Source organism: Pseudarthrobacter sp. ATCC 49987, from assembly GCF_009928425.1.
Lineage (GTDB): Bacteria > Actinomycetota > Actinomycetes > Actinomycetales > Micrococcaceae > Arthrobacter.
The window spans coordinates 446,429-467,585 of record NZ_JAABNS010000001.1 but is presented as its reverse complement, the minus strand read 5'-3'; the positions used below and the strand labels follow the sequence as shown (position 1 = coordinate 467,585).

At 68.2% G+C, this 21,157-nt stretch carries 16 protein-coding genes; 6 read left to right on the top strand and 10 right to left on the bottom strand.

Features of this window, described 5'->3' with window-relative positions:
- Positions 1–124: 124 nt before the first annotated feature.
- Complete coding sequence (locus GXK59_RS02190) at positions 125–859, bottom strand: sirohydrochlorin chelatase (RefSeq protein WP_160664027.1); 735 nt, start codon at positions 857–859, stop codon at positions 125–127.
- 63 nt (positions 860–922) lie between these two features.
- Between GXK59_RS02190 and GXK59_RS02185 the strand changes: the two genes are divergently transcribed.
- Positions 923–1,594, top strand: a complete 672-nt coding sequence (locus tag GXK59_RS02185) for a trimeric intracellular cation channel family protein (protein ID WP_160664026.1) — start codon at positions 923–925, stop codon at positions 1,592–1,594.
- Positions 1,595–1,608: 14 nt separating this feature from the next.
- On the top strand, positions 1,609–2,037 hold the full coding sequence (locus tag GXK59_RS02180) for a hypothetical protein (protein WP_160664025.1): 429 nt from the start codon (positions 1,609–1,611) through the stop codon (positions 2,035–2,037).
- A gap of 158 nt (positions 2,038–2,195) precedes the next feature.
- On the opposite strand, the gene GXK59_RS02175 is transcribed toward GXK59_RS02180, so the two are convergent.
- The 4 genes from GXK59_RS02175 to GXK59_RS02160 form a co-directional block, all read right to left on the bottom strand.
- Positions 2,196–3,032: a DUF559 domain-containing protein gene (locus GXK59_RS02175; RefSeq protein ID WP_160664023.1), complete on the bottom strand. Its 837-nt coding sequence runs from the start codon at positions 3,030–3,032 to the stop codon at positions 2,196–2,198.
- A 392-nt stretch (positions 3,033–3,424) separates the two neighbouring features.
- The gene (locus GXK59_RS02170) at positions 3,425–4,525 is read right to left on the bottom strand and encodes a polyprenyl synthetase family protein (protein ID WP_160664021.1); all 1,101 of its coding nucleotides are present in this window, start codon (positions 4,523–4,525) and stop codon (positions 3,425–3,427) included.
- The gene (locus GXK59_RS02165) at positions 4,522–5,886 is read right to left on the bottom strand and encodes a geranylgeranyl reductase family protein (RefSeq protein ID WP_160664019.1); all 1,365 of its coding nucleotides are present in this window, start codon (positions 5,884–5,886) and stop codon (positions 4,522–4,524) included. Before GXK59_RS02165 ends, GXK59_RS02170 begins: the two co-directional genes overlap by 4 nt.
- A gap of 12 nt (positions 5,887–5,898) precedes the next feature.
- A complete protein-coding gene (locus tag GXK59_RS02160; protein WP_160664017.1) occupies positions 5,899–6,696 on the bottom strand; it encodes a demethylmenaquinone methyltransferase in 798 nt (265 codons plus the stop codon).
- 120 nt (positions 6,697–6,816) lie between these two features.
- Here GXK59_RS02160 and GXK59_RS02155 point away from each other — a divergent pair, with 120 nt between their 5' ends.
- The 4 genes from GXK59_RS02155 (at position 6,817) to GXK59_RS02140 (ending at position 11,082) form a co-directional block, all read left to right on the top strand.
- Positions 6,817–8,139, top strand: a complete 1,323-nt coding sequence (locus GXK59_RS02155) for an isochorismate synthase (RefSeq protein WP_160664015.1) — start codon at positions 6,817–6,819, stop codon at positions 8,137–8,139.
- Positions 8,140–8,342: 203 nt separating this feature from the next.
- Positions 8,343–9,299 carry an ABC transporter substrate-binding protein gene (locus GXK59_RS02150; RefSeq protein WP_029704730.1) on the top strand — a complete coding sequence of 319 codons (957 nt, stop codon included), beginning with the start codon at positions 8,343–8,345 and terminating at the stop codon, positions 9,297–9,299.
- Between the two features lie 35 nt (positions 9,300–9,334).
- A complete protein-coding gene (locus GXK59_RS02145; protein WP_160664013.1) occupies positions 9,335–10,309 on the top strand; it encodes an amino acid ABC transporter permease in 975 nt (324 codons plus the stop codon).
- Complete coding sequence (locus tag GXK59_RS02140) at positions 10,306–11,082, top strand: amino acid ABC transporter ATP-binding protein (protein WP_160664011.1); 777 nt, start codon at positions 10,306–10,308, stop codon at positions 11,080–11,082. Before GXK59_RS02145 ends, GXK59_RS02140 begins: the two co-directional genes overlap by 4 nt.
- 255 nt (positions 11,083–11,337) lie before the next feature.
- Here the strand turns inward: GXK59_RS02140 and GXK59_RS02135 are convergent, their stop codons facing one another.
- The 5 genes from GXK59_RS02135 to GXK59_RS02115 form a co-directional block, all read right to left on the bottom strand.
- Positions 11,338–12,288 (bottom strand): hypothetical protein, encoded by a 951-nt coding sequence (locus tag GXK59_RS02135; RefSeq protein WP_160664009.1) that lies wholly within the window; start codon positions 12,286–12,288, stop codon positions 11,338–11,340.
- Positions 12,289–12,497: 209 nt separating this feature from the next.
- Positions 12,498–14,231: a 2-succinyl-5-enolpyruvyl-6-hydroxy-3-cyclohexene-1-carboxylic-acid synthase gene (gene menD, locus GXK59_RS02130; protein WP_160664007.1), complete on the bottom strand. Its 1,734-nt coding sequence runs from the start codon at positions 14,229–14,231 to the stop codon at positions 12,498–12,500.
- Positions 14,228–16,036 carry an arginine--tRNA ligase gene (argS, locus tag GXK59_RS02125; protein ID WP_202129046.1) on the bottom strand — a complete coding sequence of 603 codons (1,809 nt, stop codon included), beginning with the start codon at positions 16,034–16,036 and terminating at the stop codon, positions 14,228–14,230. The genes menD and argS overlap by 4 nt, the downstream gene beginning before the upstream one ends.
- Before the next feature lie 200 nt (positions 16,037–16,236).
- Positions 16,237–18,606, bottom strand: coding sequence for a heavy metal translocating P-type ATPase (locus GXK59_RS02120; protein ID WP_160664003.1), 2,370 nt, complete (start codon positions 18,604–18,606; stop codon positions 16,237–16,239).
- Positions 18,607–18,964: 358 nt separating this feature from the next.
- Positions 18,965–21,049 carry a PhoX family protein gene (locus tag GXK59_RS02115; protein ID WP_160664001.1) on the bottom strand — a complete coding sequence of 695 codons (2,085 nt, stop codon included), beginning with the start codon at positions 21,047–21,049 and terminating at the stop codon, positions 18,965–18,967.
- Positions 21,050–21,157 lie beyond the last annotated feature (108 nt).

Genomic DNA, 21,157 nt, shown 5'->3' with positions numbered 1-21,157 from the left:
AGAAACGCGGGGTCACCTAGGGCAACAAATCGTCACGAAACGTCGGCGAGCCTTGAAGTGGCGCGGCTCGTGTGCATCGTCCGGGTGTGTTGACGGCGGCTCAGACGGGTGCGGCGACGCCGGTTCAGGCGCCGGCCGCGAGGGCCGCGTCGTAGCGTTCCAGCGCGATTTCGGCGAGCACCGGGGACGGCAGCAGTGCCGCGGTGACGAGGTCCGCGCCGGCCTTGGCGAGCTGGTCGTGGAAGAAGCCAGGTGCCAGCAGGTAGGCAGCGATCACCACCCGGCCGCCCAGGTCCACGGCCCCGGCGGATTCCCCTGCGCCGGCACCGCCGGCGGCCTCCTCGCGCAGCATGGCGACGGCGTCGGGCACTGACGGCTTCGCGGACGCGCCGTACGCGGCCACGATCCGGTTGGAACGCAGGGCACGGAGCTGGTCCGCGAGTTCCTCGACGTTCTGCGCCGCGGTGGGGTCGGAGGACCCGGCAGCGGCGAGGATCACGGCGTCGTTGTCGGTCACGCCGGCTTCCCGGAGCCGGACGTCCAGCAGCGCCGCGAGCCGCGGATCGGGGCCCAGCGGGGCGGCAGCGCGGGTGCCGGGCCGGCTCTTGACGGCGCGGGCGATGTCCACCTTGACGTGGTAGCCGACGCTGAGCAACAGGGGGACAACGACGGCGGCCTCCCCCACCGGCAGGCCCGCGACAACAGCCGGCAGCTCGGGGTCCTGGACGTCGACGTAGGCTTCGCGGACGTCGAGCCCCGGCCGCAGCGCGGCGATCCCGGCCCGGAGGGCGTTGACTTCGGCGGCACCCTCGGTGCTGGAGGTGCCGTGGGCGCAGGCAATCAGGATGGGGCTATTCATAGCCGTTAGCGTAACCTTGGAGCCGCCCCATCCGCCCCCTTTGAGATTCGACCGGGACACTCCATGACTTCTTACTTCAGCCTTGTCCTGGTCTGGCTGGACCTGGCCGGCGTCTTCTTCTTCGCGGTCTCCGGGTCACTGCTCGCGGCCCGGAAGCAGTTCGACATCATCGGCTCCCTCCTGCTGGCCTCGGTGGTGAGCCTGGGCGGCGGCGTCATCCGCGACATCATCATCAACGCCGGCCCGCCCGCAGCGTTCACCAACCCCGCCTATCTGGCGCCCCCGCTTCTCGCCGCGGTGCTGGTGTACTTCCTGTTTTCCAGCGTCCAGCGCTACACCTCGTTGCTCATCCTGTTCGACGCCGGCGGCCTCGCGCTCTTCTGCATCACCGGAACCCTCAAAGCGCTGTCCGCCGGGATGAACCCGGTTGCGGCGGTGCTGCTCGGGGTCACGACGGCGGTGGGTGGCGGCCTGCTGCGCGACATCACCGCCAATGAGGTGCCGCAGCTCTTCGATCCGAAGGATCTCTACGCGCTGCCGGCGTTTGCGGGGGCGGCCCTGACCATGGCCCTGTCCATCACCGGCACGTTCAACGCGGTCACCGCGGGTGTAGTGGCGGCCGTCGTTTTCGCCTTCCGCGTCACGGCCTGGCGGCGCCAGTGGCACGTTCCGCTGGCGGTCCGCGGCTGGCATCGGCTCGGCTTGGACACGGCGGATGGCGGGCGTAAGGATTAGCTAGGATAAGAACCATGACTGACATGTTCCTCGAGAAGTTCCGCGCGCTTGTTCCGAAGTATCTCGAAGACGAATGGCAGGAAGAGGATGGCCTCCCGGCCGAGGAGCTGGATGCGGCCCTCACCGAGCACCAGTTCCAGGTCCCGCTGGTGCTGCGGGAGTTCTACCTCGCGGTCGGCGGCTGCGAAGACATCATGGAGGCGTACCACTACTTCTGGGACCCCGAAGAGCTCGAAGTCGATGACGAAGGCTTCCTGATGTTCCTGGAGGACGAGGAAGAGCAGTTCACCTGGGGCTTCCGCGTCGGCGACCTCAGCGTTCCGGACCCGATCGTGTACCGCCGCAACAACGCCCGCGGCCAGTGGAAGAGCGAGGAAGGAACGTTCTCCGAATTCGTCTTCGACATGTTCGAGTGGGCGTTCAACGACGAAGACGAGGACTAAGGCAGGTTCCGTTCCTCCCCGGCCGCCAGGCTGCGGTTCACGCGGTCCGGGGGGCATCGGCGGTCCGGGGGCACTTTGACACGGACACGCCGGCGTCCAGCCCGGGAATACCCTTTTGAGGCCTCAAAGTAGCCCCGGACGGCCGATGCGGCCAGCGCTTAAGGCTGGAACGCACCCCGGCGGCGCTGCTCCAGCAACTCGAGGACCTGGGCGAGCATCTGCTCGGGGTGGTGGACGACGAGGTCGTAGCCGAATCTGAGCACCAGATAGCCTCCGACGAGGCTAGCGTTGTTCCGCCCCCGATCCTTTTTTACTTGCCGCGGCTCCAGATGCGATTCGCCATCGGTCTCCACAATGACGCAGTCCTCAACGAGGAAGTCCACCTCCCCCACACCGGGGATCTGGACGTGCCGGCGTACCCGGAGCCCGGCCCGCACGAACGTGGTGTTGGCGAGAACTTCGAGCAGAGAGTCGGCCCGGGGAATGACCAGATCCAGCACCGACCTGGCGCGGGCGTTGCGGTTGCCCCCGAGTTTGCCGCGGAGGAATGCCAGGCTGATGTCCCCACGGCCCACAGCACACTGGACCATGACAAGGGCTTGCAGTTCCGGCAGGCAGCGCAGCGCGTGAATCAGGACGTCGGCCAGTCCCGCCAGAGGTAGCCAGGGGTGCCGGGGATGCCGGCAGCGGCCATGTGTCACCCAGCCGGGTGGCACCGTCCGGTGGCCGACGCAGAGGTGCAACTTCGACGCCGGGACCAGCGTCCACAAACCGTAGCCCGGAGCGGCGGAGACACAGGTCAGGAGCCCTCCGGCCTCGCGGGCAGTCCGAAAGACAGAGGTTTCCCGGGGCAGCGCATAGTATCCGCGGCGGATCCTCACGATGGTGCCCTCGGCCACAGCCAGGCCAATCCGATACCGGTTGAAGCCGGCCCGCCCGAGGTCAGCCGTGCTGGCCGGTCCGCCCCGCGAACCCAGGAAATTGGCGATGTTCATGCCGCCAATGTGCCCTGTCCCCGGCCGGAGGAGTCCATCGGGGCAGTGCCATGTGGACAACTCGTGCTGCGGCCAAGGGGCACTTCGACACGGACTCGCCGCAGCCCGGCCCTGGGATCCCCCATTTGAGGCTTCAAAGTGCCCCCGCACGGCCCAGGCGACCCGCAAGGGAGCCTATGACAGCGGATTTACAGAAAGCCTAGACAACATGACATTTCTGTCATAGGCTCATTCATGGGTTCACCAAATGCCTCCGGTGGATCTGATGCGAACGGAGAAATGGCCCCGGTTCGACACAACGGATGACTCGAAACGTTGTGAGGAACCGGGGCCATTCCGTTTAAACCGAAGCAGCCGCCGGCGGCAGCAAGCCCGGAAGCCCGGACCCGGAATCAGCTGGCGCGGTCCACCACGGCCAGCGCAAAGTTGGTCAGCGAGGTCTTCACGACCCCCTCGGGCAGCGGCGCGAGCGCAGCAATCGCCTCATCGGCCCAGGCGCGTGCCACCACCCAGGATTCCGCCGTGACCGGGTGTTCCCGGAGACCGGCGACGGCGGCCGCGAGGGCCTCGTCGGAGCTGAGGTCGCCGTCGATGAGCTTCAGGAGTTCGACGGCGGACTGGTCGCCGCCGTCGGCCTTCTTGCGGAGCAGCAGGACGGGCAGCGTTGGCACCCCTTCACGCAGGTCGGTGCCCGGGGACTTGCCGGACTTGACCTTGACGCCGGTCACGTCGATGACGTCGTCCGCCAACTGGAAGGCCACGCCCACCTTTTCGCCGTACTCAACCAGCATCGGCTCGTAGGCTTCGTCGGCGCCGGAGAAGATCGCGCCGAGCTGGCCGGAGGCCGCCACGAGCGAGCCGGTCTTGTCGGCGATGACGGAGAGGTAGTGCTCCACCGGGTCTTCGTCCGGGCGCGGACCCACGGTTTCATGCAGCTGGCCCAGGCACAGGCGTTCAAAGGTGCGCGCCTGGATGCCGAGGGCGCGGGACCCGAGTTCGGAGACCAGGATGGAGGCCCGGGCAAAAATCAGGTCGCCGGTCAGGACAGCCACCGAGTTGCCCCAGACCTCGTGCGCCGTGGGGGCGCCGCGGCGGAACGGCGCGGAGTCCATCACGTCGTCGTGGTAGAGCGTCGCGAGGTGGGTCAGTTCAACGACGACGGCGGCCTGCACCACGGCGGGCCGGGAGGCGTCGCCCAGGTGGGCGCAAAGCAGCGTCAACAACGGGCGGATGCGCTTGCCGCCGGCTTCCACGAGGTGGCGCGACGTCGCGTCGGCCAGCGGATCCGAGTTGGCAATGGCTTCGCGGAGCTTCTTCTCCACCCGGGCCAGGTTGGTGGTGATGGCAGGCCCGAGTTCGGGGTCGCCTGCGATCGCGGCAAAGCCGGCCGGGAGCTGCAATCCGGTGGCGATGGCGGTGGTGTTAAGGTCGGGCTCAGAGCTCGGCAGGCCGTGTCCGGCGTGCGTCCAGCTTTGGTCTGCAGAGTTGGTCACGGGTTAACCCTAACTTTTGTTGCGGAATCCGCGGAGTTGGCGCTGGTGTGCGAGCTGGACGGGCCCTGGTTGGACGTCGCCGGGACCAGCGATTCCAGGACCCGGATGACGCGGTCCTCGAAGCCCTTGGCGGCGGGATCCGTCAGGTTGGCCAGCAGCCTGACCACGAACCGCATGAGGACAGGGATGGGCATGCCCGTCCGGAGGGCCAGTTTCATCACGGCCGGCTTGCCGATGAGGGCCGCGAAGGCACGGCCCAGGGTGAAGTGCGAACCCCACTGGTCCCGCACGTAGTCCGCGTACCGTGCAAGGTGCGCATCGGCGGCTCTGTTAGCTTCCGTCCCGGAGCCCCAGCCGGCTGACGCCGAGCGGGCGGCGCCGTCGATGATGAATCCGGCCGCGAAACGTGCGGACTCCATGGCATAGGAGATGCCCTCGCCGTTGAACGGGGAGACCATGCCGCCGGCGTCGCCCAGCAGCAGCAGCCCGGGCGAATAGTGCGGGGTGCGGTTGAAGCCCATCGGCAGCGCGGCGCCGCGGATCTCGCCGACCTGGTTCTCGGGGGTGAATCCCCAGTCCGCGGGCATGCCGGCGGTCCATTCGCGCAGGACCTGCTTGTAGTCCAGCTTGCCGAACTCCTTGGACGAGTTCAGGATGCCGAGGCCCACGTTGGAGGTACCGTCGCCGACGCCGAACACCCAGCCGTAGCCCGGGAGCAGCTTGCCGTCGCGGCCGGGAAGTTCGAGCCAGCCTTCCATCCAGTCGTCGTCGTGCCGCGGGCTCGTGAAGTAAGTGCGGACGGCGACGCCGAGCGGCCGGTCGTCGCGCTTCCGGATGCCCAGCGACACGGCGGTGCGGCTGGAGTTTCCGTCCGCGGCGAGGACGACGTCGGCGGTGAAGTCGCGGGTCCCCCCCGTCTTGCGGCCGGACTCGTCCAGCAGCGCGGCACGGACGCCGGTGACGCGCCCGTCGTCGGAACGCAGCGCCTCGGTGACACTGTGGCGTTCCAGCACGACGGCGCCCGCGGACTGGGCGTGCCGGGCCAGTTCCTCGTCGAAGCCCAGGCGGGTGCGGATCAGCCCGTACTGCGGGAAGTCGGAGACCTCGGGCCAGGGAAGTTCGATGCTCCGGCCACCGGCCAGCAGGCGCAGGCCCTTGTTGCGGCGCCAGCCGTCGGCCTCGGGGTGCGGCAGGCCGAGCTTCTGGATCTCGCGGACGGCGCGGGGGGTGAGCCCGTCGCCGCAGACTTTTTCACGCGGGAAACTGGTCTTCTCCAGCACCGTGACGTCGATGCCTGCCTGCGCCAGATAGTAGGCGGCAGTGGACCCGGCCGGACCGGCTCCGACGATCAGTACTTTCACGGCAGCGACAAACTAACGCCGGGGCCGGGTGTTGCGGCGCAGCTTCGCCACCGGTCCGGTGTGGGCGGCCAGGGCTGCCGCGGCGGTTGCCGGACCGGTTTCAGCGCCGGTCTCCGGTCCCGGCTTGACGGCGCGGTGCACGGCGACGATGCCGCCGCTGAGGTTGCGGTAGGTGACGCCGTCCCAGCCGGCCTCCTGCAGCCAGGCCGCGAGGTGGTCCTGGTCCGGCCAGGCGCGGATGGACTCGGCGAGGTAGACGTAGGCATCCGGGTTTGAGGAGACCTTGACGGCGATCGCGGGCAGGGCGCGCATCAGGTATTCGGTGTACATGGTTCGCCAGAGCGGCACGACAGGCTGGGAGAACTCGGCGATGACCAGCTTGCCGCCGGGCTTGGTGACGCGCAGCATCTCGGCCAGGGCCTTCTTCGGCTCGTTGACGTTGCGCAGGCCGAAGGAGATGGTGCTGGCATCGAAGGTGTTGTCCGCGAAGGGCAGGCGGGTGGCGTCACCGGCGATGAAGTCGATGTCGGGGCGGCGGCGCTTGCCGACCTTGAGCATGCCCAGCGAGAAGTCGCAGGCGATCACGTCGATGCCAGCGTCGGCATACGGCTCGCTGGAGGTACCCGTGCCGGCGGCGAGATCGAGCACCCGCTGGCCGGACTTCACATCCATGGCTTCGACCACAATCTTGCGCCAACGGCGTGTCTGCCCCATCGACAGAACGTCGTTGACGACGTCGTATTTAGGGGCGACGTCGTCAAACATCGTGGCTACTTCGTCCGGACGCTTATCCAAGGATGCTCGGTTCACCCTGACATTGTCTCAAATGATCAGCACACACCCTAACCACGCCCTGACCACGCCCTGAGCAGTGCCGGGACACGCCTTGCGCCGGGCCTCCGGCGGACGCGGGAGTAGTGTTGTCTCACTATGACGAGCGCGTTCCGTACCCTGACAGTCCCCCTCGACGCTGATGCATTCCCCGGGGGGCTGCCGTCACTTCTGGTCCGCGACGACCTCCTCTGCTGGACCCGCCGCGAAGCCGGCCTCGTCGGCTTCGGCGAGGTGGCCCGGTTCACCGCCACCGGACCCGACCGTTTCCTCGAGGCGGACATCTGGTGGCGGCACCTGGTCCTCGAGGCCGAGATCGAGGACACCGTGGAATGGCCCGGCACCGGCCCGGTCGCTTTCGGCTCCTTCGCTTTCTCCAAGGCCTCCGCCCATGAGTCGCGGCTGATCGTGCCCGAAATCGTCGTGGGACTGCGTGACGGCAAGGCGTGGCTGACCCAGTTGACGTTCGACGACGGCGACCTCACCGAGGCGGGCGCGCGCGCCGCGCTGGACCGCTGGCTGGGGACGCCCGGCGTCGTGCCGTCAACGGACACCGGAACAGACCCCGCGCCGGTTGAGGCGACGCTGACCACCGGTTCGCTGAGCGAGGCGGATTGGATGGCGGCCGTGGCCGCCGGTGTGGCGGAGATCCGCACCGGGGCGCTGGAGAAGCTGGTGCTGGCCCGCGACATCGTCGCCACCGTCCCCGCAGGAGTGAACGCCGCCGAGATCCTCCGCCAGCTCGCCATCCGCTACCGTGAATGCTGGACCTACGGCGTCGACGGACTGGTGGGCGCCACGCCCGAGATGCTGATCCAGGTGGAGGGGCGCACCGCGCAGGCCCGCGTCCTGGCAGGCACCCTGGACCGCCGCGACGCCGACGGGATGGCCGGCTCGCCACTGGAGTTCGCCGAGCGGGTGCTGGCCGGATCCGAGAAACAGCGGCACGAACACGACATCGCCATCCAGTCGCTCACCACCCAGCTGGCCCCCTTCTCCGAGGCCATGAACGCGCACAGCGAGCCCTTCATCCTGGAACTGCCGAACGTCTGGCATCTGGCCTCGGATGTGAAAGCGGAGCTGGCCGAGGTGGAGGGCCACGTGCCCACCAGCCTCGCCCTGATCAACGCGCTGCACCCGACAGCGGCGGTCTGCGGCACGCCGACCACCGTGGCGGGCGCCCTGATCCGCAAGCTCGAGCACCTGGACCGCGGCCCGTACGCCGGACCGGTCGGCTGGCTCGACGCCGCCGGCAACGGGGAGTGGGGCATCGCGCTGCGCGGCGCCGTCATCGAGTCCCCGCAGACCGTGCGGCTCTACGCCGGCTGCGGTGTCGTCGAAGGCTCCGTGCCGGAAGCCGAACTCGCCGAGACCTGGGCGAAGTTCCGGCCGATGCTGGAGTCGCTGGGCATCAGCAGCTGATCGGCTGGGACGTCCGGGCTTACCCGTCCGGTTCGTCGTTGAATCCGGGATTCCAGACACTCGAACGTGTGGAAGTCTTGTATTTGAACCCGAAATAGTTATCCAATAGTGAAACTTAGTTTTCTGTGACGCACATCTCTTCTTCGGCGATACACTATAAACCGACTTGGTTACGCATCCCTCCTGCAACAAAAGGTAAGAACATGCAGATCTCCCGTTCGCTCCTGAGCACCTCCACGCTTAAGGCAGCCACCGTGCTGGCCATCGGCGTCCTGACGCTCTCCGCCTGCACCAATGCCTCCGAAAAGGCACCCTCCGGCGCGGCGCCGTCCGTGTCCGGGAGCGCCGCGGCCAGCTTTGACCCGAGCACCATCCAGAAGGATGATGCCCTGGCGGCCATGGTTCCCGAGGCCATCAAGTCCAAGGGCACCTTGACCGTGGGCTCGGACACCTCCTACGCCCCCGCGGAATTCCTTGGCACCGACGGCCAGACCCCCGTGGGCTACGACGTCGACATCGCCAAGGCGATCGGCGCCACCCTGGGGCTGAAGGTCCAGGTCCAGACCTCCGAATTCACCGGCATCCTCCCGGCACTGGGCCCGAAGTACGATCTCGGCATCTCCTCGTTCACGATCAACCCGGAGCGGCTCGGCGCGGTGAACATGGTCAGCTACTTCAACGCCGGCACCGCCTGGGCCGTGCAGAAGGGCAACCCGAAGAAGGTTTCCCTGGATGACCTCTGCGGCAAGTCCGTCGGCGTGCAGACCGGTACCGTCCAGGAAGACCCGGACCTCTCGGACCGCAGCAAGAAGTGCGTGGCCGACGGCAAACCGGCCATCAACGTCGTGACCCTCAAGAACCAGACGGACATCACCACCCGCCTGGTCAACGGCAGCGTCGATGCGATGGCCGCTGACTCCCCCATCACTGGCTACGCCATCACCCAGACCAACGGCCAGATCGAAAAGCTCGGCGACGTCTACGATTCCGCACCGCAGGGGATCGCCGTAGCCAAGTCGGACATGGCCCTGGCCGAGGTTGTCCAGAAGACCGTCGCCAAGCTCATGGAGAACGGCTCCTACAAGAAGATCCTGGAAGGCTGGGGCAACGCCGATGGCGCCATCACCAAGTCTGAGGTCAACCCGGCGGTCGGATCTTGAGTCTTCCCGCAACCGGCCACACACCAGGTGCGCACATGGCCAGTCATGAGGACAAGCACGAGGCACCGGTAGTCCTGAACCATCCGGTGCCCGTTCGGCATCCGGGCCGCTGGATCAGCGCCATCATCATCCTCGGCGCCCTCGCCCTGTTCCTGCAGAGCCTGGTCACCAACCCCAACTTCCGCTGGGACATTGTGGGGACCTACATCCTCGATACCAAGGTGGTGCAGGGCGTCGGCTGGACGCTGCTGCTGACCGCGGCCGCCATGGTCCTGGCCATTGTCCTCGCCATCCTCCTGGCGTTCATGCGCCAGTCGGAGAACCCGGTGTTCCGTTGGTCCAGCTGGGCCTGGGTCTGGTTCTTCCGTGGCACTCCGGTGTACACGCAGCTGGTCTTCTGGGGCCTGATCTCCGTCCTGTACCCCAAGATCACCGCCGGCATCCCGTTCGGCCCCGAGTGGTTCGCCGTGGATACGAGCGCCGTCATCACAACCACGGCTGCGGCCATCCTGGGCCTGGGCCTGAACGAGTCTGCCTACCTGGCGGAAATTTTCCGGGCCGGCCTCAAGTCAGTGGACCGCGGCCAGGAGGAAGCCGCCGCGGCCCTGGGCATGGGCAAGACCAAGATCATGTGGCGGATCATCCTGCCGCAGGCCATGCGGGTGATCGTGCCGCCAACCGGCAACGAAACCATCGGCATGCTGAAAACCACCTCCCTCGTCCTGGCCGTGCCGTTCACCCTGGACCTGACGTTTGCCACGAACACCCTGGCCAACCGGACCTATCTGCCGGTACCCCTGCTGATCGTGGCGGCTATCTGGTACCTCGTGATCACCAGCCTGCTGATGGTGGGCCAGCACTTCATCGAGGCCTACTACGGCAAGGGAGTGGACAACCTTGCTCCGGCCGCAATCAACCCGGCGGCAGCGAAGGCCGCCGCAGCCGTGGCGCCGAGCGCCTCAGCGGAGCCGGCGCTGAAGATGGACCGTCCCGAGGATGAGGCAAAATGACGATTACCACTGAGAATCCGCTGGTCCGGATCGAGGGCCTCCACAAGTTCTACGGCCAGCACCATGTGCTGCGCGGCATCGACCTCGAGGTCAAGCGGGGCGAGGTGTCGGTGGTGATCGGACCGTCCGGTTCGGGCAAGTCCACCATGTTGCGGTGCGTGAACCTGCTGGAGACCATCAGTGCGGGCCGTATCTCCGTGGGTGGAAAGCTGATCGGCTACCGCGAAGTCAACGGCCGGCTCCATGACCTGAAAACCAAGGAGATCGCCGCCCAGCGCCGCGAGATCGGTATGGTGTTCCAGCGCTTCAACCTGTTCCCGCACAAGACGGCCCTCTACAACGTCATGGAGGCGCCGGTCCAGGTCAAGGGCCAGTCCCGCGATGCTGCACGGAAGCGGTCCATGGAACTGCTGGACCGTGTGGGGCTGTCGGACCACGCTGGCCACTACCCGTCGCAGCTTTCCGGCGGTCAGCAGCAGCGGGTGGCAATTGCCCGCGCCCTGGCCATGGATCCGGAGCTCATGCTCTTCGATGAACCCACCTCAGCGCTGGACCCGGAACTGGTGGGCGACGTCCTGAACGTCATGAAGGACCTTGCCCAGTCCGGCATGACCATGATTGTGGTGACCCACGAGATCGGCTTCGCCCGCGAAGTGGGCGACCGCCTCACCTTTATGGACGGCGGCGTGGTGGTGGAATCCGGGGATCCCCAGGAGGTCCTGGCCAACCCGCAGCATCCCCGCACCAAGGAGTTCCTTAGCCGGGTGCTGTAGTTCCGGGAACCCGCGCCGATTTCGGACAGTCGCTACGTGAATCCACGTGGCGGCTGTCTGTTTCCGTAGGGAATTCCCGGTGGCCGCCGCCCGGTGGCACCCACTGCGGCCCGGATGCGTGCATGCAGCTCACGCGGCCCGTGCTGGTCCGTCCGCGCGGCTCCTCCCGCCCGGCGATGCGCAAAAGTCCCGTCGCCACCCGAATTCGGCAGCGACGGGGCTTTTGCGCGTCATGAGCAGGATCGCGTATCGCTGTCACCGCGCAGAACGTGCACGACGGCGGGGCACACCGGCCGCTGCCAGCTTACGTTCGAGCTGCCCGGCCATCAGGTCAGCCCAGTCCCAGCGGACGACACCATTTCCCACAGCCCGGATCCGGTTCTCCCTGTCCTTTTCGTCGACGACGACCTGCGAGGTGTTCCGGCCCTTCAAGTATTCGGGTTTGACGTACTTTTCGACTCCGTCAAATTCCCCCGCCACCCGCACCCTCTCCCAGTAGTAGTCCGTATAGCCCACGAGTCCTGAGCCGTCGCGGACCTCGTGCTGGAGTTCTGGCGCTTCGAACCCAGCAATCCACGTGAGCGCCCGGCTGTAGGACTCGCCAGCAGATCCGGACAGCGGGTTGGCGAACTCCACTGCCGTCCGAATCCGCCTCGCGGCAGCCGCAGTGTAGTTGCCGTCGATTCCGGCCAAGAGCTGTTCCTTCGTGAGGGCCGGCAGCCGCTGTGGAACGTCGGGTTTGAGTACGTGGTCCAGGGGCACTACGGCCTCGGCAAACGGTGAGAAGGCAGCGAGATCAAGAACTGTGCGCACCCTCCCCGTCACGAGGAGACCGTCCCTCTGGACCCACTTAAGTCCGGCCGGCGGAGCATAGTGGCGGACCACCCCGGCCCGCGAGCGTCCGCCATCATTCTGCAGGGTCAGGGCGTGCACAGGGTGTCGGCGCCCGATGGTCGGAATTCGCCAGACGGAAGCGGCGGAATGCCGGGCAAAGATCGTCGGAGCAACGAAAGTCTCCGCGGCTGCGCTGACCCGGACCCGGTACTGGTCCCATGGATTCAGTGCCCGCCAGACTCCGCCGTCGACGTACACACCCTGGCGCACCCGGACCAATGCGCCCGATCGGCAGCGACTGGCCAACTCCTTCGGGGTCAGCCCCTGCTGGATGTGCTCGCGGGTGAGGATCAACTTTGGCAGGTCGCTCATGGAACGAAGATCCCAGCCCTTCGGCGGCTAGGCCATTCCCCAGTGCAGCCATGTGGACAACCCGACGCGCATCCCGCTGTGCGCGGCGCGAAAGTCCTGACGCGGCGGGTATTCGGGTCTCGCAGGGTATTTTGCGAGTCGCCAAGCTCGAAGCGCGTCGCCAGGTCGCGGGTGCGCCACCTCGTCGCGTGCCGCCCGGCCGTCCCTGCCTACTCGGCGGCGAGCACCCCTGCCACCGCGGCGCCCACGGCGGACCTGATGCGCGAGTGCAGCTCCCGCAGCCCCTGCCGCTCCGTGCGGACCTCGATGATGATGCGGCCCTCCCACGGCTCCGCCAGCGCCCCGGCGAGCTCCGCCGTCGTACTGACCCGGCGGTGCGCGACGCCGTAGGCCGCCGCGAGTCCGGCGATGTTTACGCTGTGCGGCGTGCCAAAGAGGCGTTCGACGGCGGTTCCGTAGCGGCCCGCTGCCTCGACGGCGCCGTGTTCCAGCAGCCCGAAGATGGCCCCGCCGGCGTCGTTAAGGACCACGATCCGCAGTGCGGGCTCCTCTTCACCGGCGCCGAGCAGCAGCCCGCCGGCGTCGTGCAGGAAGGTGACGTCGCCCAGCAGCACCGTGGTTTCCTGCCGCCCGCCCAGTGCGATGCCGGTGGCCGTGGCGATGGTCCCGTCGATCCCGGACAGGCCGCGATTGGCGAAGACCGTGGCGGTCGGTTCCGGGGCGGGTGCGCCGGCGAGGTCGACGTCGCGGATGCCGTTGGAGGAACCGAGCACCAGCTGTCCGCGCGAGTGCTCCCAGACCAGGGCCCCGACGGCGGGCCCAGTGGCGGCGGCCCCAGCCGCGGCGGGCCCAGTGGCGGCGGCCCCGGCCAGGACGAGGTCGACGGCGTGCTGGGCGGCGGCCCCGGCCAGGAGCCAGGCGTCCAGCCAGGCCGCGGAGCCGCGGCCGGCAAAGTCGGCGAGGTCGGCCAGGTTGTCGAGCGGGAGTTCGGTGCGGCGGCCGGGCTGATACCAGGCCACGGGAACCGGCTGGTACAGGGCGGAGGGGACATCGGCGCGGGCCAGCAGCGCGCTCACGGGCCGGGAGAGGGTGGGGCGGCCAAAGAGCACCACGCGCTCGACCGGCTGCGCAGACTCCGGACCGAAGGCTTCCAGCAGAAGCCGGTAGGGCCCCACCGCGTTCGGCCCGAACCGCGCATTGGAGGACGGCTCGGCCAGCAGCGGCAGGCCGTGGGCGCGGGCGAACGCCTCGGCGACCGGTCCGGCGTCGTGCCCTGCCAGCACCACGGTGCGCCGTTCCGGCAGGGTCCCGGCGGCCGGCGGGAAATCAAGGGCCAGCGGGCCGCGGGGGGCGCGGTGCACCCGGCGGCCGGACTCGGGCGGCAGCCTGTCGCCGGGGGCAGGAACGAGCGGATCGCGGAAGGCCAGGTTGAGCTGCACCGGCCCGGGCGGGGTGTCCTCGAAGGCGCCGGTGGCGGCGCTGAGTGCGGTTTCGACGGCGCGGCGCGGATCGCTGCCGGCGGGCACGTCGGCGGCGAAGCGGACGTGCCCGCCGAACAAGTCCAGCTGCACTGTCGTCTGGTTGGCGCCGGTCCCTCGGAGTTCCACGGGGCGGTCGGCCGAGATCACCACGAGCGGGACGGCGGCATGGTTGGCCTCCATCACCGCCGGCAGGAGGTTTCCGACGGCGGTCCCGGAGGTGGTGAGCACGGCCGCGGGCGCTCCCGTGGCGAGGGCCAGGCCCAGGGCGGTGAACCCGGCGTCGCGCTCATCGATCCGCACCAGCAGCTCGACCCGTCCCATGGCGTCAGCCTCGGCCAGGGCGTAGGCCATCGGCGCGGAACGCGAACCCGGTGCCACCACCACGTAGCGGACCCCTTCGAGCAGCAGGGCGGCGACGGCGATCCGCGCGGCATCCAGCGCGCTCAGCTCCTCCGAGCTCACATGTTCTCCGGCGTCTCGATGCCGAGCAGGTCCAGGCCCTCGGACAGCCGGCGCAGGACCAGCGCGCACAGGGCAAGCCGCGACTCCCGGACCGAGTCCTCGGACTTCAGCACGGGGCACTGGTCATAGAAGGACGTGAAGAGCTGGGCGAGTTCGAACAGGTACGTGCACAGCCGGTGCGGTTCCAGCACCTCGCGCACCTTGTGCAGCGTGGCGCCGTATTCGAGCAGGTGCAGGGCCAGCGCGCGTTCGGCGGCTTCGACGACGGCGATCGGCGTCGCCGGGGTGCCGCCGTCGCTGTCGGTTGCGGCACCATCGGTACCGGCGCTGTCGGTTCCGGGAGCAGCGGCAACGGCAGCTTCCAGTGCCGTGTAGCGCTCGAGCACGCCCGCCTTCCGCAGGATCGAACGGATCCGGGCGGCGGCGTACTGCACGTAGGGTCCGGTGTTGCCGCTCAGGGCCAGCATCCGGTCGAAGTCGAAGACGTATTCGGTGTCGTGCCCCACGGAGAGGTCCGCGTACTTGACCGCGCCGATGCCCACCTGCCGGGCGGTCACGGCGCGTTCGGCCTCGGTGAGCTCGGGCCGGCTGGCGTCGATGACGGCGCGGGCGCGGTCCACGGCCTCTTCCAGCAGGGCCATCAGCTTGACCGGGGCGCCGGAGCGGGACTTCAGGATCTTCCCGTCCTCCCCCAGCACGTTGCCGATCTGCACGTGCACGGCCTCTACCGTGTCGGGCAGCCAGCCGGCGTCGCGGGCCGTGGCCATGACCATGCGCAGGTGCATGTTCTGCGGCGCGCCCACAACGTAGAGGACGCGGTTGGCCTCGAGCTCGCGGACCCGGTACCGGATGGTGGCGAGGTCCGTGGTGCCGTAGCCGTAGCCGCCGTCGGACTTGCGGATGATCAGCGGCATGGGCTCGCCGTCACGGCCGGTGAAGCCGGCCGGGAAGGTGCACAGGGCGCCGTCGCTGATCCGGGCGAGGCCGCGGTCCTCGAGTTCCTGGCACAGCTGTGCCAAATGGGCATCGTAGGAGCTTTCGCCCGCGATGTGGTCGTCGGTGAGGCTGATGCCCAGCACCGAGTAGATGGCGTTGAAGTAGCGCTTGGACTGGGCCACGAGGCGCTGCCAGACGGCGAAGGTTTCCTGGTCGCCGCCCTGCAGCGCCACCACCCGGAGCCGCGCGCGGGTGGCGAAGCCGTCGTCCTCGGTGGCGGAGGCGTCGAACTTGGCGCGGGCGGCCTGGTAGAAGGCGCTGGGGTCATCCACCAGCAGCGCCGCCTCCGGGGAGTCCTCGCCGATCTCCAGCCAGTGCTCAATCAGCATGCCGAACGGGGTGCCCCAGTCGCCGATGTGGTTCTGCCGGATCACGGTGTCACCCAGCGCCTCGAAGACCTTCACGAGGCTGTCCCCCACCACCGTGGTGCGCAGGTGGCCCACGTGCATTTCCTTCGCGACGTTCGGGGAAGAATAGTCGACGACGACGCGCTGGGCTTCCGCCGCCGGCACGGCCGGGGCGCCGGGAGACTCGGCGTTGAGCAGCTCCTCGATCCAGGTCCCGTCGAAGGTGAGGTTGATGAAGCCGGGGCCGGAGATCTCGACCGCGGTGCAGATCCCGTCGAGGTCGAGGGCGTCGACGATCCTGGCGGCGGCGTCCCGCGGCGGCATTCCGACCTTCTTGGCCAGCGCCATGGCGGCGTTGACCTGGATGTCCGCGAACTGCGAGGGCCGCACCACGGGATCCGTGCCGCGGTACTCTTCGCCGAACGCGCTGGCAATTGCTGCCTGGACTCTGGGGACAACCATTTCGGCCGGATTATTCACACTGTTCAAATTATCAGTTCCGCCACACCCCGGCGCCCGCGGACGTCCCGCCGTCCTAAGGCAGACCCTCCCGCACATCCGGGGGCGGATCAGCCGACGCTCCCTCAAGTCTGGCCGCCAAGGAGCAAACGCTCCCCCACATCGTCCCGGCCGTCGGGCAGCGACCTCCGCGGCCGGTGCGGTCAGATCTTCGTGGCCCGCAGGCGCAGGGCGTTGCTGATGACGCTGACGGAGGACAGTGCCATCGCGGCGGCCGCGATGATGGGCGAGAGCAGCAGGCCGAAGGCGGGGTAGAGAATGCCTGCGGCGAGCGGGATCCCGGCGGCGTTGTAGATGAACGCGAACACGAGGTTTTGCCGGATGTTGGCCATGGTGGCTTCGGAGAGCTTCCGGGCCTTCACGATTCCGGTCAGGTCACCCTTCAGGAGCGTGATGCCGGCACTTTCGATCGCGACGTCGGTCCCGGAACCCATGGCGATGCCGACGTCGGCCGCGGCCAGGGCGGGGGCGTCGTTGACGCCGTCGCCGGCCATGGCCACGATCCGGCCTTCTGCGCGCAGGCGCTCGACGACGGCGCTCTTGTGATCGGGCAGCACCTCCGCCTCGATCTCGGTGATCCCCAGCCGCCGGGCGACCGCTTCGGCGGTGGTGCGGTTGTCGCCGGTGAGCATAACGACGCGGATGCCTTCCTGCCGCAGGGCGGCCAGCGCGGCGGGTGTGCTTTCCTTGATCGGGTCCGCGATGGCGAGAACCGCGGCCGGGAGTCCGTCGATGCCAGCGAAGATGGCGGTCGCGCCGTCGGCCCGCAGCTCCTCGGCACGCGCGGCGAGGGCATCGGTCAGCACGCCCTCGGAGGCCAGGAATTTCGCACTGCCCAGCAGCACGCGCCGTCCCTCAACCGTTCCGGAGACACCCTTGCCCAGCGGCGAGTCGAAGTCCTCCACCGGCGGAATCGTGATGCCGGCGCCCTGGGCGGCTTCGATGATGGCCAGACCGAGCGGGTGCTCGGAGGCCTGCTCGACGGCGGCGGCCAGGCGCAGCACGTCCTGTTCCGCGAAGCCGTCGGCCGTGACGATCCCGGTGACGGAGGGACGTCCCTCGGTCAGGGTCCCGGTCTTGTCGACGACGAGCGTATCGACCTTTTCCATCCGTTCGAGGGCTTCGGCATTCTTGATGAGCACGCCCAGTCCTGCACCGCGCCCGACGCCGACCATGATGGACATCGGTGTCGCCAGGCCCAGGGCACACGGGCAGGCAATGATCAGCACGGAAACGGCCACGATCAGGCCGTGCGCCATCCGGGGTTCGGGCCCGACGAGTGCCCAGATGATGAAGGCGGCCACGGCGATGGCGATGACGATGGGAACGAACCAGGAGGCCACCGTGTCGGCCAGGCCCTGGATCGGGGCCCGGGACCGCTGGGCGGCGGCGACCATGGCGACGATGCGGGCCAGCATGGAGTCGCTGCCCAGTTTCTGTGCGCTGATGACCAGCGCCCCGGTCTGGTTGAGCGTGCCGCCGACGACGTGGTCCCCGGCTTGTTTGGTCACGGGCATCGATTCCCCGGTGACGAGGGATTCATCGAGCGTGGAGCGCCCGTCCACGACCTCGCCGTCGACCGGGACCTTCTCCCCGGGCCGGACCCGGACCCGGTCGCCCACCTGCAGCTCGCCGAGCGGGACTTCCAGCTCGACGCCGTCGCTCCCGATCCGCCGCGCGGTCTTGGGCGTCAGATCCAGCAGTGCCTTGATGGCACCGGAGGTCTGCTCCCGGGCGCGCAGCTCGAGCACCTGGCCGAGCAGGACCAGGACCACAATGACCGCGGCGGCCTCGAAGTAGACATCGACGCTGCCGTCCATGCCCCGGAACGCCTCGGGAAAGGCAGAGGGCACGAAGATGGCAGCCACACTGTAGAGCCAGGCGACGCCTGTGCCGATCGCGATCAGCGTGAACATGTTCAGTTGCATGGTCCGGAGCGAGGCCCAGCCGCGGACGAAGAAGGGCCAGCCGGCCCACAGGACCACCGGTGTGGCCAGGAAGAACTGGATCCAGGCGGAGACCCGCGGCGGCACCACTTCGTGCAGCCCGGGGAAAAGGTGTCCGCCCATTTCGAGGATAAAGACCGGGATGGTCAGGGCCAAGCCGACCCAGAAGCGCCGGCTCATGTAGGCCAGTTCGGGGTTGGGTCCGCTGTCGGCCGTGACGACCACCGGCTCCAGGGCCATCCCGCAGATCGGGCACGAACCTGGCCCCGCCTGCCGGATCTCCGGGTGCATCGGGCAGGTGTACTCGAGCTCCCCGCCCTCCGCCGGCGCGGCGGCGGCGGGTGCGACGGCGTCTGACTCACCGGCGTCGGGCAGGTACCGGGCCGGATCCGCCACGAACTTGCCTTGGCATCCGGCCGAACAGAAGTAGTACTGCTGTCCCTGGTGTTCGGCGTGGTGTTCGGTGGTGTGCGGGTCGACGGTCATCCCGCAGACGGGATCCTTGACCTGCTCGGCCGTTACGGCCCCGTGGTCGTGGTTGTGGTCGTGGTGTGCATGCTCGGTCATGATTACGCTGGTCTCCTCAACACGGATTGCGGTTTTCCGTGGAGTCCGGAAGCGTCAGGTCCCTTGAGATGGCGCTCCGCTGAACCGCGGAGGAAGACCTTCAATGCGTGCGAGCCTGCCCAGATCGGGGGCCGTGACGACTCTTTCCGGTAACCCTGAAGCTATACCCCTAGGGGGTATTAGTCAAGCCCGGCCGACTTGTGCGGTCATACACCCAGCAGACGCTCCCTCAGTTCCGGCGCCTCAACGGCAAACGCTCCCTCACATCCCGCGGTCGATCTGCGGGAAGTGAGGGAGCATTTGCTCAATACCAACCAAACGTGCGGGAGCGTCGGGGAGGGGAGGATGAGCCGGAACCCTAGTCGTCGGTGCGGAAGACCTGGACCACTGACGGACGCGGGGCGCGGACCTGGCCGCGGGCCGGCGTCGAACCGGCCGGGATGTAGTCCGGGAAGAACGAGTGCTGGTCCGCGAAGGTGCCGTCCTCGCCCGGGTGCTGCACGGCGACGAACACAGAGCGTTCCTCGTCGTGGATGATGGGCCCGCACGTCTCGGCCTCGCGCGGGACGGCGAGGAACTGCTCCACGCGTCCCCGTTCGGCGCCCTCGAGGGTGACCTTGAACAGCCCGTCAGCCTTGCCGATGCCGGAGGGGGCGCCGTCGGTGGAGATCCAGAGGTTTCCGACCGAGTCGAAGGCCAGGTTGTCCGGGCAGGAGATCGGCGAGACCTGGTCCACCGGGAAGCCGGAGAAGTAGGTGACGTCCCCGGTGGAGGGATCGCCGCAGACCATGAGCAGGTTCCAGGTGAACGCCGTGGAGGTCTGGTCACCGGTTTCGGTGATTTCCACGATGTGGCCGTCGCGGTTGTTGTTGCGCGGGTTGACCTCGGTGGCGCCTTCCTTGCCGCTCTTGCCGCGGTCCGAGTTGTTGGTGCAGGCGACGTAGACCTTGCCGGTGAGGAGGCTGGGCTGGACGTCCTCGCAGCGGTCCATCTTGGTGGGACCCACCTTGTCGGCGGCCAGGCGCGTGTAGACCAGCACCTCTTCGACGGACATCCCGGGCACCTTGGATACGCCGCCGACGACGAGGGGCAGCCATTCACCCGTGCCGTCGAATCCGCCGTCGGCCGGGACGGTCCCGGTTCCGGTGATCTCGGCGGCCGGGGAGTTCCCGGCGAACCGGGCGACGTACAGGTTGCCGGCGGAGAGCAGGGTCATGTTGTGCTTCCGGTCGCCCTCAACGTACTTTTCGGCCGAGACGAACTTGTAGAGGTAGTCGAAGCGCTCGTCATCGCCCATATAGGCCACCACATGCCCGGACTTTGCCACAATCACGTTGGCGCCTTCGTGCTTGAAACGGCCCATCGCGGAGTGCTTCTTCGGCGTCGAGGTGGAGTCGAAGGGGTCGACTTCCACGATCCAGCCAAAGCGGTTGGCCTCGTTTTCGTAGCCGGGGTTGCGGGTGTCGAACCGCGGATCGTCGAGTTCCCATTGGCGGGCCGTGGGCTTGCTGGTGAGCCCGTAGCGCTTGTCGCCGGCCGAGGTGCCGGGCGAGACAAAGTAGCCGTTGAAGTTCTCCTCGCCGGAGAGGATGGTGCCCCACGGGGTGGTCCCGCCGGCGCAGTTGCCCAGCGTGCCGAGAATGGTGCGGCCGGTCGGGTCTGCTACCGTGCGGACCAGGGCGGAGCCGGCCACCGGACCGGTGAGCTCATACGGCGTCGTGTTCAGGTAGCGGCGGTTCAGCCCGGCACCCTGGACGTAGGACCACGGCTTGTTCTTGTTCTTGCGCTCCAGCTCGACCACGGAGAGCCCGTGGGCCGCGGCGCCGACCGCCCGGACGTCGGCGGCCGGCATCGACGCCGGGAACATGATGGTCTCGTTGGTGTATTCGTGGTTGGCGAAGAGCACCGCGCGGCGGCCCTTGCTGCCGGGGATCTCGAGGATGTCCGTGTAGTCGTTGTTGTAGCCGAACTGCCGCGCTTGGGCAGCCGCGGTCTGGTTGCCGAGGTCGAAGTCCGGGGAATCCTTGAAGATCGGGTCACCCCAGCGGATCACGGGCTGCCAGGTGAAGCCTTCCGGCACGGTGAAAGCGTCGACGGCGGCATCCACCGGGGCGATGGCCGTGAACTTGAGCTTGGAGGCGCCGTAGCCGTTCTTGGCTGCCGCGGACAGGCCGGGGCCGCCGTCGGCCACTGCGGACTCGGCTGAGGTCAGCGATCCTCCGAACGCAATGGCGAGCGCCCCGGCGGCACCGAAGCCCAACGCCGCACGGCGGGACAGGGTGGCGGAGGCGATGTCGCGGAAGTAGCTGTTAGAGCTGGTGTTGCAGACCTCGCCTGAGCAGGCGTTGTCGCATTTCAGCGCGCAGGTGACGGGGCTCCGCTTGCCTTTGGTGTGGCCGAGCATGGGGAGCAGGGAAAACTTGCGTCCGGAGGAAACAGGCATGAAGAGACCTTCCAAGGAGTGGGGTGCGATCCCGCCTACCCTCCCAGCCCCGGACTACGCGAAGTCGACTCTCACATGAAGTCCGGGTGAACTCCCCGCCAGAAATGA